General features: G+C 69.2%; 14 protein-coding genes. 9 read left to right on the plus strand and 5 right to left on the minus strand.

Features of this window, described 5'->3' with window-relative positions; translation table 11 throughout:
- Positions 1–18 precede the first annotated feature (18 nt).
- Positions 19–876 carry an alpha/beta fold hydrolase gene (locus tag ACWDTD_RS09785; RefSeq protein ID WP_449747009.1) on the plus strand — a complete coding sequence of 286 codons (858 nt, stop codon included), beginning with the start codon at positions 19–21 and terminating at the stop codon, positions 874–876.
- A gap of 34 nt (positions 877–910) precedes the next feature.
- On the opposite strand, the gene ACWDTD_RS09790 is transcribed toward ACWDTD_RS09785, so the two are convergent.
- Together ACWDTD_RS09790 and ACWDTD_RS09795 are read right to left on the minus strand one after the other, a co-directional pair.
- The gene (locus ACWDTD_RS09790) at positions 911–2,119 is read right to left on the minus strand and encodes a hypothetical protein (RefSeq protein WP_449746895.1); all 1,209 of its coding nucleotides are present in this window, start codon (positions 2,117–2,119) and stop codon (positions 911–913) included.
- Between the two features lie 87 nt (positions 2,120–2,206).
- The gene (locus tag ACWDTD_RS09795; protein WP_449746896.1) at positions 2,207–3,118 is read right to left on the minus strand and encodes an A/G-specific adenine glycosylase; all 912 of its coding nucleotides are present in this window, start codon (positions 3,116–3,118) and stop codon (positions 2,207–2,209) included.
- On the opposite strand from ACWDTD_RS09795, the gene ACWDTD_RS09800 reads away from it, so the two are divergent.
- Both ACWDTD_RS09800 and ACWDTD_RS09805 read left to right on the plus strand, forming a co-directional pair.
- Complete coding sequence (locus tag ACWDTD_RS09800; protein WP_449746897.1) at positions 3,117–3,809, plus strand: carbonic anhydrase; 693 nt, start codon at positions 3,117–3,119, stop codon at positions 3,807–3,809. The genes ACWDTD_RS09795 and ACWDTD_RS09800 overlap by 2 nt on opposite strands.
- A 143-nt stretch (positions 3,810–3,952) precedes the next feature.
- Positions 3,953–4,684 (plus strand): hypothetical protein, encoded by a 732-nt coding sequence (locus ACWDTD_RS09805; protein WP_449746898.1) that lies wholly within the window; start codon positions 3,953–3,955, stop codon positions 4,682–4,684.
- 4 nt (positions 4,685–4,688) lie between these two features.
- On the opposite strand, the gene disA is transcribed toward ACWDTD_RS09805, so the two are convergent.
- Complete coding sequence (disA, locus tag ACWDTD_RS09810) at positions 4,689–5,789, minus strand: DNA integrity scanning diadenylate cyclase DisA (protein WP_449746899.1); 1,101 nt, start codon at positions 5,787–5,789, stop codon at positions 4,689–4,691.
- 19 nt (positions 5,790–5,808) lie between these two features.
- Here disA and ACWDTD_RS09815 point away from each other — a divergent pair, with 19 nt between their 5' ends.
- Positions 5,809–6,414 (plus strand): PaaI family thioesterase, encoded by a 606-nt coding sequence (locus ACWDTD_RS09815; protein ID WP_449746900.1) that lies wholly within the window; start codon positions 5,809–5,811, stop codon positions 6,412–6,414.
- A gap of 9 nt (positions 6,415–6,423) precedes the next feature.
- Here ACWDTD_RS09815 and radA read toward each other — a convergent pair whose 3' ends face one another.
- Both radA and ACWDTD_RS09825 read right to left on the minus strand, forming a co-directional pair.
- The gene (gene radA, locus ACWDTD_RS09820) at positions 6,424–7,803 is read right to left on the minus strand and encodes a DNA repair protein RadA (protein ID WP_449746901.1); all 1,380 of its coding nucleotides are present in this window, start codon (positions 7,801–7,803) and stop codon (positions 6,424–6,426) included.
- A gap of 66 nt (positions 7,804–7,869) precedes the next feature.
- The gene (locus tag ACWDTD_RS09825; protein WP_449746902.1) at positions 7,870–8,550 is read right to left on the minus strand and encodes a hypothetical protein; all 681 of its coding nucleotides are present in this window, start codon (positions 8,548–8,550) and stop codon (positions 7,870–7,872) included.
- A 328-nt stretch (positions 8,551–8,878) separates the two neighbouring features.
- Here ACWDTD_RS09825 and ACWDTD_RS09830 point away from each other — a divergent pair, with 328 nt between their 5' ends.
- The 5 genes from ACWDTD_RS09830 to rlmB are packed head-to-tail and all read left to right on the plus strand — an operon-like array spanning position 8,879 to position 12,937.
- Positions 8,879–9,367 carry a CarD family transcriptional regulator gene (locus ACWDTD_RS09830; RefSeq protein ID WP_419222544.1) on the plus strand — a complete coding sequence of 163 codons (489 nt, stop codon included), beginning with the start codon at positions 8,879–8,881 and terminating at the stop codon, positions 9,365–9,367.
- A gap of 12 nt (positions 9,368–9,379) precedes the next feature.
- Positions 9,380–10,108, plus strand: a complete 729-nt coding sequence (gene ispD, locus ACWDTD_RS09835; protein ID WP_449746903.1) for a 2-C-methyl-D-erythritol 4-phosphate cytidylyltransferase — start codon at positions 9,380–9,382, stop codon at positions 10,106–10,108.
- The gene (gene ispF / locus ACWDTD_RS09840; protein ID WP_449746904.1) at positions 10,105–10,569 is read left to right on the plus strand and encodes a 2-C-methyl-D-erythritol 2,4-cyclodiphosphate synthase; all 465 of its coding nucleotides are present in this window, start codon (positions 10,105–10,107) and stop codon (positions 10,567–10,569) included. Before ispD ends, ispF begins: the two co-directional genes overlap by 4 nt.
- An 11-nt stretch (positions 10,570–10,580) precedes the next feature.
- Positions 10,581–11,969, plus strand: a complete 1,389-nt coding sequence (gene cysS, locus ACWDTD_RS09845; protein ID WP_449746905.1) for a cysteine--tRNA ligase — start codon at positions 10,581–10,583, stop codon at positions 11,967–11,969.
- Between the two features lie 14 nt (positions 11,970–11,983).
- Entirely contained in the window at positions 11,984–12,937 is a 954-nt protein-coding gene (gene rlmB / locus ACWDTD_RS09850) for a 23S rRNA (guanosine(2251)-2'-O)-methyltransferase RlmB (protein WP_449746906.1), read from the plus strand.
- Positions 12,938–12,957: the final 20 nt, after the last annotated feature.

The raw sequence follows: 12,957 nt of genomic DNA on the forward strand, positions 1-12,957 counted from the left end.
TCGTGAGCTGTGACAGCGATGGTTTCCGCCGCCACCGGGCTGCTCGACCACGGTGGCCCCGACACGCGGGGTGGTGAGCGCCCCGCGCCCGATCGGGTTGCCGACGCCGACCAGGCGACCGCCACGTTCGCGGGCCTCGGTGTCGGCCCGATCGTCCTGCTGCACGGGCTGATGGGCCGGGGCCGCACCTGGCGACGTCAGATCCCGTGGCTGCGGCGATACGGGAGGGTGTTCACCTTCGACGCGGCGTATCACACCGGTGCCGATGCACCCGAACCCGCCGACGACGCGGAACTGTCCACCGAGCGCTTCGTCGGGGATCTGGCGGAGATCCTCACCTGGATCGACCTGGGACCTGCTGTGCTGGTGGGCCATTCGATGGGGGCGCTGCACGCGTGGTGCGCCGCCGCGGACTATCCCGAACTCGTCAGTGCACTCGTGCTCGAAGACATGGCACCGGACTTCCGCGGCCGCACCACTGCGAGCTGGACGCCCTGGTTCGATTCGTGGCCGGAGCGCTTCGAGTCGCGGCAACAGGCCGAGGAGATGTTCGGCGCGGTGGCCGGGCGCTACTTCTACGAGGCGTTCGACGACGGGCACCTGCACGGTCGGCTGCCCGTCTGGGCGGCGATCGCCGAGGAATGGGGCCGACGCGACTTCTGGGACCAATGGCGCGCCGTGGCGGTACCGACGCTGCTGATCGAGGCCGAACACTCGGTGACCCCGCCCGCCCAGATGCGAAAGATGGCCTCGGTCAACGACCATGCGCAGTACCTGCGTGCCGCCGGTGCCGGACACCTCGTCCACGACGACGCCCCCCAGTTGTACCGGGGGGCGGTCGAGGCGTTTCTGTCCGGTCTGCCGGACAGGGACTGATCCCTACTGGGACCGATCTACTGCATGCCTGCTGCTACTGGATGCCTGCTGCCGGGGGCGCGGCGGGACCCGGTGCGGGGACGACCGGTTCGCCGACGATCCGGCGGAACGCGTGCACCTGGAACAGGCCGGCCAGCGGCGCGGCGACGATCAGACCGATACCGCAGACGATGGCGCCGACGAGCATGGTCGCCCAGGTCACCAGCAGCGTGAGAATCGAATCGGAGACGCGATTCTTGGTCACGTCGACCGAGCGGCCCATCGCCTTACCCGGCGACAGTGACTCGCTGATGGTCACGAGCACCGCGAACTGCAGGAAGAAGATGGCGATGATGCCCGGGATGACGCACAGCGCATAGCCGATACCGGTGATGATGCCGACCAGGATCGCGGTGGCCAGCACCGGACCGAAGCGGATCGGCACCAGGAACGACTTCGCCGACACCGGCTCACCGTTGGCCACGCGCACGGCACCGGAGACGATGCTCGCCTGGATGTAGATCGCCACGAGGTACACGAGGATCTCGACGATGATCAGCAGGATGGTCGCGCCGACACCGAATGATGTTGTGGTGTAAGTGAGGTCGGCGCCGTAGGGGTTGGAGTACGTCTCGGTGGTGGAGGTGCCGGCCCACGACGTGGCCGTGGCGCCGAGAACCGCGGCGAGTACCGCCACGATCAGCATCAGCACGCCGGGCAGGATCATCGGACCGGGATTGGCCTTGAACTGATTCCACGCCCACCCGAACGACTCGCCGACGCTGAAGGTGTCGGGCGGAAGCTGCGCGGCGCCGTAGCCGGGAGCCGGCGCGCCCTGATACGGCGGCGGGGGAGGCACGCTTCCCGGCGGGACGCTGCCCGGGGCGGGGGCGCCGTATTCCGGTGTGCCGTATTGGGGTGCCCCGTATTGGGGCGTGCCGTACTGGGGTTCGCCGTATTGGGGTTCGCCGTATTGGGGCGTGCCGTACTGGGGTGGCTGTTGCTGTGGTCCGGGCGGGGTGCCGGGCTGCTGCGGGGGAGTCGGCTGGCCCGGTGCGCCGTACTGAGGTGACCCGTATTGAGGTGATCCGTACTGGGGTGATCCGTACTGGGGTTCGCCGTACTGGGGTGATCCGTACCGGGGTTCGCCGTACTGGGGTGATCCGTACTGGGGCGGCTGTTGCCCCGGAGCGGGCGGCGGTGTCGGCTGCTGCGGATCGGATTCGGGTGAGGGTGGCGTCGAATCATTCGGCGGCTCAGTCATGAGCAGACACGCTAGCAAGCTCGCGGGGTCTGGAGAAGACCACGATCAACCGACCGGGTGGCAACGGTGACGACTTCGGCATCGGGATCAATCCACGCGACGTCGATCTCCTTCACCGGCCAGACAGAATCGACCGTCGGTGGTGAGTTCCACCAGACCATCCACCAGCAGCGAGTCGAGTGCCCGATCACGTTGTGCCACATCGGTTGCCCACACGACGTCGAGTTGGGCCCGGTCCACCGCCGCGTCGGTGCCGCGCAGCACGTCGAGCAACAGTCCGCGCACCTGGCGATCGGTGCCCGCGAATTTCTGCGTCCGCCGAGGTTTTCCGGCATGGGCGGGGCGGCCGGCACGTACCCAGGCGCAATCGGTCAGCGGGCAGGCCGAGCAGTCGGGATTGCGGGCGGTGCACACCAGTGCCCCCAACTCCATGAGAGCCGCCGAGAAGCGGGGCGCGGCGGGCGCATACTCACCGTCTCCGGTGCGGGGCAGCAGCGCCTGGGCGTCGGTCAGATCCGTGCGCGACGGATTCCCGGGCTCCGCACGGCCGTGCACCGCACGCGCGATCACGCGCCGGACGTTCGTGTCGACGACGGGGACCGCCTGGCCGTAGGCGAAGCACGCGACCGCGCGTGCCGTGTAGTCGCCGATACCCGGCAGGGTCAGCATCGTCGTCACGTCGTCGGGCACCGCGTCGTCGTGTTCGTCGGCGAGCACGCGGGCGCACTCGTGCAGCCGCAGCGCCCGCCGCGGGTAGCCCAGCTTTCCCCACGCACGCAACACCTCGCCGGGGGTCTCGGCGGCCATCGCCGACGGCACCGGCCAGCGGCGCACCCAATCGGTCCACGGTGCGATCACCCGCACGACCGGTGTCTGCTGCAACATGATCTCGCTGATCAGGATCTGCCATCCGGACAGGCCCTCGCGGCGCCACGGCAGATCGCGTTCGTGGCGATCGAACCAGCCGAGTAGCGCTTGCGATGGCACACTAGTCCCCATGATCGGACTGACCCCGAAAAAGGCGTGGGACGTGCTGCGCGAAGGCAACAGGCGATTCGTCGAAGGCGTGTCTGAACATCCCAGTCAGGGTATCGAGGACCGCGCCCGGCTCGCCGCAGGCCAACACCCGCACGTGGTGCTCTTCGGTTGCGCGGACTCGCGTCTGGCCGCCGAGATCATCTTCGACCAGGGGCTCGGCGACATGTTCGTGGTCCGCACCGCCGGACACGTGATCGACTCCGCGGTCCTCGGTTCGCTCGAGTACGCCGCCGAGGTGCTCGAGGTGCCACTGATCGTGATCCTCGGACACGACAGCTGCGGGGCGGTGAAGGCCACCCTCGACGCGCTCGACGACCTACAGATTCCCGGCGGCTACATCCGCGACGTGGTGGAGCGGGTCACCCCGAGCATCCTCGCCGGCCGCAGCGAAGGACTGACCCGCGTCGACGAATTCGAGGCACGGCACGTGGTGGAGACCGGGCGACTGCTCATGCAGCGCAGCCGCATCATCGCCGACCGCGTGGCCAACGGGAAGCTCGCCATCGTCGGCCTGACCTACGCGCTGAGCGAGGGTGCCATCCAGCTTCGCGGTTCGTACGGCGACATCGGCCAGGGCTATGCCGGTGACGTCAACCCGGTGCACGTGGATCACCACGGACATCACGAGGTCGGTAGCGCCAAGTCCGCGTGACCCGACGGCCATGCGGTCGTGACCGGCGACCGGCCCGGGCCTGAACCCGAACTTTAGACTTTGCCCCGGTCAGACCCGTTTTCTTCGGCGACACGCCGATCGGGGTGAGCCGGGCGTCGGAAGCTGGCCGTTAGCGTGGACGCGTGATCGAACCGCAGGGCCCACTTCCACCCGAGATCTACTGGCGACGCCGTATCGTCGCCGGTGGCGTCGGGGTGGCCGTGCTCGCCCTCGTCGTCGGACTGATCATCTGGACCACCTCGGGCAGCAACGACTCCCCGTCGAACACCGCCGCGAACTCCTCGGTGACCTCGACCACCACGACGACATCGGAACCGGCGTCGGAGTCGTCGGAGGCGCCCGCAGGTGGCGGCACCTACGGCGGCGGCGGAACCCCGGCGTCGGAGTCCGTGTCGGTGCCCCCGGGATCGCCCGGTGCCCCCGCACCCGCCGGTGCCAACGGCGTGGCGCTGTGCCCCGACCAGAACGTCGCCGTGGTGCTCTACACCGACAAACCCACCTACACCACCGGCGATCAGCCCGTCTTCACGATCGTGACCACCAACGCCGGCCTCACCGCATGCACCCGCGACGTGGGCAAGGCGGCGCAGAACGTGGTGGTGCGCACCCTCGACGGAACACGCACCCTGTGGTCGGCGCAGGATTGCTCTCCGCTCAAGACCGTCAACAACGTGGTGTTGCAGCCGCAGCAGCAGGTCAAGGACACCATCACCTGGTCGGGGACCACCAGCAATCCCGGCTGCGACAAGCCGCGGGTGCAGGTGCCGCCGGGCTCGTATCAGGCCATCGGCAAGATCGGCGAGAAGGAATCCGCGCCGATCACCTTCAACGTGGTCGCTCCCGCCCAGCCCTGATCGACTAGTCGTAGCGTTCGATGCTCGTCTCGGCGAGCCGCGACAATCCCTCACGGATGTGTCGCGCCCAGATACTGCCGATCCCTTCCACGGCCTGCAGGTCGGCCGCCGACGACGCGAGCAGCGCCTGCAGCGTGCCGAAGCTGCGCACCAGACGGTCGATGTGGGCGAATTGCAGCCGCGAGATGCCCGCGAGCAGCCGGTAGCCACGCGGGCTCATCGCGGTGTCCTGGGCCTCGATCGTGGTGGGGTAACCGAACGCACCGGCGAGCAGCGTGAGGTCGAGCAGGTCGGCGTCGGAGAGACCCTCGACCGCCTCGAGGGTGGCGCGGACCTCTTCGGTGGTCGCCGGTTCGGGACCGGCGTAATAGTCGCGCACCAGCAGTTCGCGTTTCGTGTCGTTCTCGGCGATGAGCTCCTCGAGTTGCAGGCTCACCTGCCTGCCGTTCACGCCGAGTTCGAGCACGTACTCGTCGATCTCCACCGACACCCGGCGCACCATCTCCATCCGCTGGGCCGCCGACATCGCGTCGCGCAGCAACACGTAGTCCTCGATCTCCGCCCGCGACAGCGTGGCGCTCACCTCGTCGAGCCGGGCCTTGTACCGCTCGAGGGTCGACAGGGCCACGTTGGCGCGCGACAGGATCGGGTCGGGACTCTCCACCACCCGGCGCTGCCCGTCGACGTAGACGCTGACGATCGACATCGACGCGCTCACCGAGATCACCGGATGTCCGGTCTGGATGGCGGTGCGTTCGGCCGCCCGGTGCCGGGTGCCCGACTCCTCGGTCGGGATGGACGGGTCGGGCACGAGCTGCACGTTGGCGCGCACGATGCGCTTGCCGTCGGTGGAGAGCACCACCGCGCCATCCATCTTCGCGAGCTCGCGCAGCCGCGTGGGGGCGAATTCGACGTCCAGATGGAAGCCGCCGTCACAGATCTTCTCGACGTCGGAATCGTGACCGATCACGATGAGCGCGCCGGTGCCGCCGCGCAGGATGCGTTCGAGCCCGTCGCGCAGGCCCGTGCCGGGAGCCACGCGGGCGAGTGTCTCGCGCGTCAGCTCCGAGCGTGCGCCGTGTTCGGTCCGCACCACCTCGGGCATGCCCGGCCTCCCTTCACCGATGATCGCGAGACTAGGGTATCGGCACGTGAGAACAGAGTTCGCGGTGCCCGCCCACCTCGACCCGCTGCAGCGGCACCCCAAAGCGCCCGCGCCGGGCGAACCCATCCGTAGGCACAATCCGCTGTGCTTCGGCTGCGGGGCGGACTCCGCGCAGGGACTTCACCTGGTGGTGCGCGCGGCAGAAGAGAGTGCGCCAGAAGAGAGTGTGGCAGAGGAATTCGCCGTGGAGACCGAGATGACGGTGGAAGCGCGGATGGAAGGCGGTCCCGGCGTCATCCACGGGGGCATCCTGTCCACGGCGATGGACGAGGTGATGGGTACCGCCCCGCTGCTCGTGGGGCCTGCCGCGATCACCGTGCATCTCGAGGTCGACTTCATCGCACCCGTGCCCATCGGTTCCACGCTGCATCTGCGGGCGCGCATCCTCGGCAAACAGCGGCGCAAGATCTACGTCGAGGCCATCGGCCACCTCGGCGACCCGCAGCAGCCGGTTGCCGTGGGGCACAGCATTTTCGTCACCATCGACGCCCGCGACCACTTCGCCGACCACCTCGCCAACAGCGGACTCTCCGACGAGCACAAGCGACGGCTGTCGCGGCCGTAGCGCGACCGCTCAGAACGAGGCATCGACGACGGTGAGCGTGGCCGCCGCGATGGCCGATTCCACGTCGCGCGCCCGGCTGATCCGCATGCCCGACGGCAATTCGTCGTCGGTGGCCTCGGGCACGATCGCATGCCGGAAGCCGAGTCGTGCGGCCTCGGCGACCCGCCGGCCCACCGACGTCACCCGGCGCACCTCGCCGGTCAGACCCACCTCGCCGATCGCGACCGTCGTATGCGGGATCACCATGCCGCGCTGACCCGACGCCACCGACAGTGCGATCGCCAGATCGGCGGCGGGTTCGGTGACGCGCATGCCGCCGACGGTGGCGACGTAGATCTCCCGTTCGTGCAGCGGCATCTTCATCCGGGCCTGCAGCACGGCCAGCACCATCAGCACGCGCGGCTGATCCAACCCGGACACCGCGCGGCGCGGATTGGCCATCGTCGTCGGATTCGACAGCGACTGCACCTCGCCGACCAACGCCCGCCGGCCGTCCATCGTGACCATGTTCGCCGTACCGGGGGTATCCGAATCTCGTTGGTGCAGAAACATTCCCGACGGATCGGGCACTTCGTGGATGCCGTCGGAACGTTGTTCGAAGCAGCCCACCTCGTCGGCGGCGCCGAACCGGTTCTTGATGCCGCGCACCATCCGCAGCGCGGAGTGTTTGTCGCCTTCGAAGGAGAGCACGACGTCGACAAGGTGCTCGAGTGACCGCGGGCCGGCCACCGCGCCGTCCTTGGTGACGTGCCCCACCAGCACCACCGCGATCCCACGGTTCTTTGCCAGCGACACCAGGGCGGTGGTGACCGCGCGGATCTGGGTCACCCCGCCGGTCACGCCGTCGGTGCCCGCGGCCACGACGGTCTGCACCGAGTCGACGACGAGCAGGCTCGGCGCCACCGCGTCGACGTGTCCGAGGATGGTGGCCAGGTCGGTTTCGGCGGCCAGATAGACGTTCTCGTGCACGGCGTCGGTGCGCTCGGCGCGCATCCGCACCTGCCCGGCGGACTCCTCGCCGGTCAGATACAGCGCTCGTCGTCCGCCGCGCGCCCAGTGTTTGACCGTTTCGAGCAGCAGCGTGGACTTGCCGACGCCGGGTTCACCGGCCAGCAGGATCACCGATCCGGGAACCACGCCACGCCCGAGCACGCGGTCGAATTCACCGACCCCGGTCGGGATGGCGACCGAGCCGGCCGCATCCACCCGCGTGATCGGCAGCGCCGGACTCGACGGGGCCACCGCGGCGTGCCGCGACGCGGCCGCCGGGGCCGCGCTGACCGACTCGTCGACGGTGCCCCACTCGCCGCAGTCCGGGCAGCGGCCCACCCATTTGGCCACCTGATGACCGCAGGAACTGCAGCGGAAGGAGGTTTTCGTTTTGGCCACGGCGTCAGCCTAGAGGCGGCCACGGACAACTCGGGTCAAGCGCCCCCGAACGTCGGACATCGACGATCAGTGCCCGGGCAGTTCCTGCTCGTAGGCGTGTTCGTCGGCGGGCTGCTCGGCCTCGCGGACCTTGTCCTGCCGCGTCAGCAGGGTTCCGGAATCGACCGGCGTGGTCACGGTGACGTCGCCGGCGGGAACCGTCGACCCGTCGGGGTTGACCTGCGCGAAGGTGAATGTGAGCGGGGTGGTCAGTCCGACGGCGACGGTGTCGCCGGTGCCGTCGAGGGTGGCGGTCATCCGCTTCTCGGCGTCGGCGGCGTTCTCGGGCGCGATCAGCGCGGCGGGATAGCCGGCGCGCAGCGACTTGCCGGGCATGATGTCGTACTTGCCGCTCAGAGTGACCGTGCCCTGCTTGGCGGTGACGTTGAGCAGGCGATAGGTGTTGGTGTCGCTGCCGTTGGCGATGACCCAGGAGAGCTGGAACGGACCGCCCTTGTCGAACACCTCGGCCGCGTTGTCGGTGGGGTAGATGATCTGCACGTCGCGCAACTCGATCTGGCCCAGGTTGGCGTTGGCGCCGTTGACCGCGGGGAGCTGGTTGGCGGTCTGGGAGATCTGTCCGGCGCCGCACCCGGTGGTGCCGAGCGCGATGGCGATCCCGGCGGCGGCCACGGCGGTGGCCTGCGCCAGCCGGCGCACACGCCGACTGCCCGGCTGGGGCAACCCATTTCGAGATGACACAGACACCTGTTCCTCCCAGGAGATCGAAAGCCGAATCGCGCCCGCGCGAACCCTGCACTACGCAGCGTAGTGGGCCGGGCACCCAAAAGCCCGACGGGGTGCCAGATTGGTCCCGACGAGTCGTCCCGGCCCGCGTTCGGGTGCCGCCGCGAGGGCGGGTCAGGTGGCGTGTGCAACCAGGTCTTGCGCGTGACCTCAACCCCTGTTATGGGAGCGGCCCGCACCAGCCCGAACACCCACGCCGACGAGCGTGTAGGGCGTTGACCTGCACCGTTGGGTGTGCCCCAAAACACCCCCGTGCTAGACTGGCCCTACTCGAAAGGGGCATGGAACATTGAATTTCAAAGTTGGCGACACCGTTGTCTACCCCCATCACGGTGCTGCCCGGGTCGAAGACATCGTGACCCGGACCATCAAGGGTGAGCAGATCGAATACCTCGTCCTCAAGGTTGCCGATGGTGACATGACGGTCCAGATTCCCTCCACCAAGCTCGAATACGTCGGCGTACGCGACGTCGTCGGCGAAGAGGGACTCGATCAGGTCTTCCAGGTACTACGCGCGCCCCACACCGAGGAGCCCACCAACTGGGCCCGCCGATTCAAGGCGAATCAGGAGAAGCTGATCTCCGGCGACATCATCAAGGTCGCCGAGATCGTGCGTGACCTGTGGCGCCGCGAGCAGGACCGTGGCCTGTCCGCGGGGGAGAAGCGCATGCTGACCCGTGCTCGTCGCGTGCTGGTCGACGAGCTGTCGCTGGCCCAGAACACCGACGACGAGAAGGCGACCACCATTCTCGACGAGGTCCTGGCCGCCGCGTCCTGACGAGCGGCGTCGATGATGCCGACCGTCGGAGTGGTGATCCCCGCCGCGGGATCGGGCACCCGGCTCGGTGAGCCGGTACCCAAGGCGTTCGTCGACGTCGGCTCCCGCACCATTCTGCAGTGGTGTGTGGACGGTGTGCGGGCGGCCGGTGTCGCCTCGACCGTCGTCGTGGTGGTGCCCGCCGACCTCGTGGCCGACGCGTCACGCCTTGTCGGTGACGACGTGCTGGTGGTGGCCGGTGGTGCTCACCGATCCGAATCCGTCCGGGCCGGGATCGACGCACTCCCCGACGACGTCGACGTGGTGCTCGTGCACGACGCCGCCCGGCCGTTCACCCCGGCCGCGGTGTTCGAGCGTGTCATCGCCGCCGTCGCCGCGGGCCATCGTGCCGTGGTGCCCGGACTTCCCGTCGCCGACACCCTCAAGCAGGTCGGTGCTCCCGGCACCGACGGAGCCCAAGCGGTGATCCGGACCGTCGACCGCGAACCGTTGCGCGCCATCCAGACACCGCAGGGCTTCACCCGCGACGCCCTCGACCGCGCGCACGCGGACGCTTCCGGTCTGGCCACCGACGATGCCGGTCTGGCCGAACGCTGCGGCATCGCCGTGCACGTCGTCGCCGGTGATCCCCTCGCACTGAAGATCACCACGCCGTGGGATCTGCGGATCGCGCGAGACATCGTGGTGGCCGAGGCGAGCGCCCCGACCGCGACCGGGTCACGAGAGTGGGCGGAATCATGAGGGTCGGCATCGGTACCGACGCACACGTCGTCGACCCCGAGTCGCCGTGCTGGATGGTGGGCCTGTTCTTTCCGGACACACCCGGCTGCGCCGGACACTCCGACGGCGACGTGGGCGCCCACGCACTCTGCGACGCGGTGCTCTCGGCCGCGGGCCTCGGGGACGTCGGTTCGGTATTCGGCACCGGGCGACCCGAGTGGGCGGGCGTGTCGGGGGTGCGGATGCTCGCCCACGTGGCGCAACTCGTCTCCGAAGCCGGATACACGGTGGTCAACGGGGCCGTCCAGGTGATCGGCAACCGACCGAAGATCGGTCCCCGCCGCGCCGAGGCGCAGCAGGTGCTCGGTGACGCGCTCGGCGCGCCGGTGTCGGTGTCGGCGACCACGACCGACGGGCTGGGCATGACCGGTCGGGGCGAGGGTGTCGCGGCCGTGGCGACCGCCCTGCTCGACGACCGGTAGAATCGCACGTCGTGACCCTGCGCTTGTACGACACCGCTGCCCGCGAGGTGCGCGACTTCGAGTCGCTGCGCCCCGGACGAGTGACGGTGTACCTGTGTGGCGCCACCGTGCAGGGCGTTCCCCACATCGGTCACGTGCGCAGCGGCATCGCTTTCGACGTGTTGCGCCGTTGGCTCGAATACCGCGGCAACGACGTGCTGTTCGTCCGCAACGTGACCGACATCGAGGACAAGATCCTGCGCAAGGCCGCCGACGCGGGACGTCCGTGGTGGGAGTGGGCGGCCACCCACGAGCGCGAGTTCACCGCGGCCTATGACGCCCTCGGGGTGCTGCCGCCGTCCGGCGAGCCGCGAGCCACCGGCTTCATCACGCAGATGGTGGAGTACATGGAGCGGCTCATCGACCGCGGCCACGCCTACGCCGCGCAGGGCAACGTCTACTTCGACGTGCTCAGCCAACCCGACTACGGCCAACTCTCCGGCCATCGCCTCGACGACGTGCACCAGGGGGAGAGTGCCGGGGAGGGCAAACGCGATCCCCGCGACTTCACCCTGTGGAAGGCGGCCAAGCCCGGCGAACCGTCGTGGCCCACGCCGTGGGGCCGGGGCCGGCCGGGCTGGCATCTCGAATGCTCCGCGATGGCCACGTCGCTCCTCGGTCCTGAGTTCGACATCCATTGCGGCGGAATGGATCTCGTGTTTCCGCACCACGAGAACGAGATCGCGCAGGCGCACGGCGCCGGGGACCCGTTCGCGCGGTACTGGCTGCACAACGGGTGGGTCACCATGGGCGGCGAGAAGATGAGCAAGTCGCTGGGCAACGTGGTGTCGATCCCGGCGATGCTCCAACGGGTGCGGGCCGTCGAACTGCGGTACTACCTGGGCAGCGCCCATTACCGCTCGATGCTGGAGTACTCCGACGGCGCCCTCACCGAGGCGGCCGCCGGATACCGTCGGGTCGAGTCGTTCATCGACCGCGTCGCCTCGCGTGCCGGTGACGTGTCCGTCGGCGAGGTGCACCCCGATTTCGCGGCCGCACTCGACGACGACCTCGGGGTGCCGGCGGCACTGGCGATCGTTCACAACGTTGTGCGACAAGGTAATACGGCACTGGAATCCGGTGACGGCGAGGCCGCGTTGGCCGCGGCCGCCTCGGTACGCGCGATGATGGGTGTGCTCGGCGTCGACCCGCTCGACGCGCACTGGGCCGAAACCGGCGACGACTCGTCGGCGATGTCGGCGCTCGACGTGCTCGTCGACGCCGAGTTGCGTCGCCGGGTGCAAGCGCGTGCGGAGAAAGACTGGGCGACCGCCGACGCCGTGCGGGATCGGTTGTCGGAAGCGGGAATCGAGGTCACCGACACTCCCGACGGGCCCACCTGGGCACTCAAGGGTCAGTAGGGCAGGGGTACGCAATGGCAGGCAACTCCAGGCGCCGCGGTGCGGTACGCAAGTCGGGTTCCAAGAAGGGGCAGACCGTCGGCTCCGGCGGTCAGCGCAGACGCGGGCTCGAGGGTCGCGGCGCCACGCCGAAGGCCGTCGACCGTCCGTATCACCCGGCGCACAAGCGGGCCAAGGCCAACTCGAAAAACGTTGCGGGGCGGCCCGGTCCGCGACGCAAGGACGACGGTCCCGAATACGTGCTGGGTCGCAACCCGGTGCTCGAATGCCTGCGCGCCGGGGTGCCCGCGACCGCGTTGTATCTGGCGACCAACTCCGAACCCGACGACCGCGTGGCCGAGGCGGTGAAGATCGCCGGTGACCACGCCATCGCGATCCTCGAGGTGGGCAAGCCGGAGCTGGACCGGTTGTCGGCCAACGGGTTGCATCAGGGCATCGCCCTGCAGGTTCCCGAATACTCCTACGCGCACCCCGACGACCTCATGGCTGCCGCGATCGAGAGTGGCACGCCGCCGCTACTGGTGGCGCTCGACAACATCACCGACCCGCGCAACCTGGGTGCGGTGATCCGCTCGGTGGCCGCTTTCGGCGGTCACGGTGTGCTCATCCCGGCGCGCCGCAGCGCCAGTGTCACCGCCGTGGCCTGGCGCACCAGTGCCGGCGCCGCGGCACGGCTGCCGGTGGCGCAGGCACCCAATCTGACTCGGACACTGAAGGATTGGGCGGCAACCGGCGCTCAGATCGTCGGCCTCGACACCGAGGGCGCGATGAGCCTCGACGACTATGACGGAACCGGGCCGACGGTGATCGTCGTCGGCTCCGAGGGCAAGGGGCTGTCGCGGCTGGTCCGCGAGACCTGCGACTCCATCCTGTCCATCCCGATGGCCGGCGACGTGGAGAGCCTCAACGCGTCGGTGGCCGCGGGCGTGGTGCTCGCCGAGTTCGCCCGCCAGCGCCGCCACGTCTGAGGACCGCCCGGCCCTTCCCC

The organism is Gordonia sp. NPDC003425 (assembly GCF_053588635.1).

Coding starts and splice junctions, on each gene's coding strand:
- ACWDTD_RS09785 (WP_449747009.1), top strand. CDS start 19: ATGGTTTCCGCCGCCACCGGGCTGCTCGACCACGGTGGCCCCGACACG.
- ACWDTD_RS09790 (WP_449746895.1), bottom strand. CDS start 2,119: ATGACTGAGCCGCCGAATGATTCGACGCCACCCTCACCCGAATCCGAT.
- ACWDTD_RS09800 (WP_449746897.1), top strand. CDS start 3,117: ATGATCGGACTGACCCCGAAAAAGGCGTGGGACGTGCTGCGCGAAGGC.
- ACWDTD_RS09795 (WP_449746896.1), bottom strand. CDS start 3,118: ATGGGGACTAGTGTGCCATCGCAAGCGCTACTCGGCTGGTTCGATCGC.
- disA (WP_449746899.1), bottom strand. CDS start 5,789: ATGCCCGAGGTGGTGCGGACCGAACACGGCGCACGCTCGGAGCTGACG.
- ACWDTD_RS09815 (WP_449746900.1), top strand. CDS start 5,809: ATGATCGCGAGACTAGGGTATCGGCACGTGAGAACAGAGTTCGCGGTG.
- ispD (WP_449746903.1), top strand. CDS start 9,380: ATGATGCCGACCGTCGGAGTGGTGATCCCCGCCGCGGGATCGGGCACC.
- ispF (WP_449746904.1), top strand. CDS start 10,105: ATGAGGGTCGGCATCGGTACCGACGCACACGTCGTCGACCCCGAGTCG.
- rlmB (WP_449746906.1), top strand. CDS start 11,984: ATGGCAGGCAACTCCAGGCGCCGCGGTGCGGTACGCAAGTCGGGTTCC.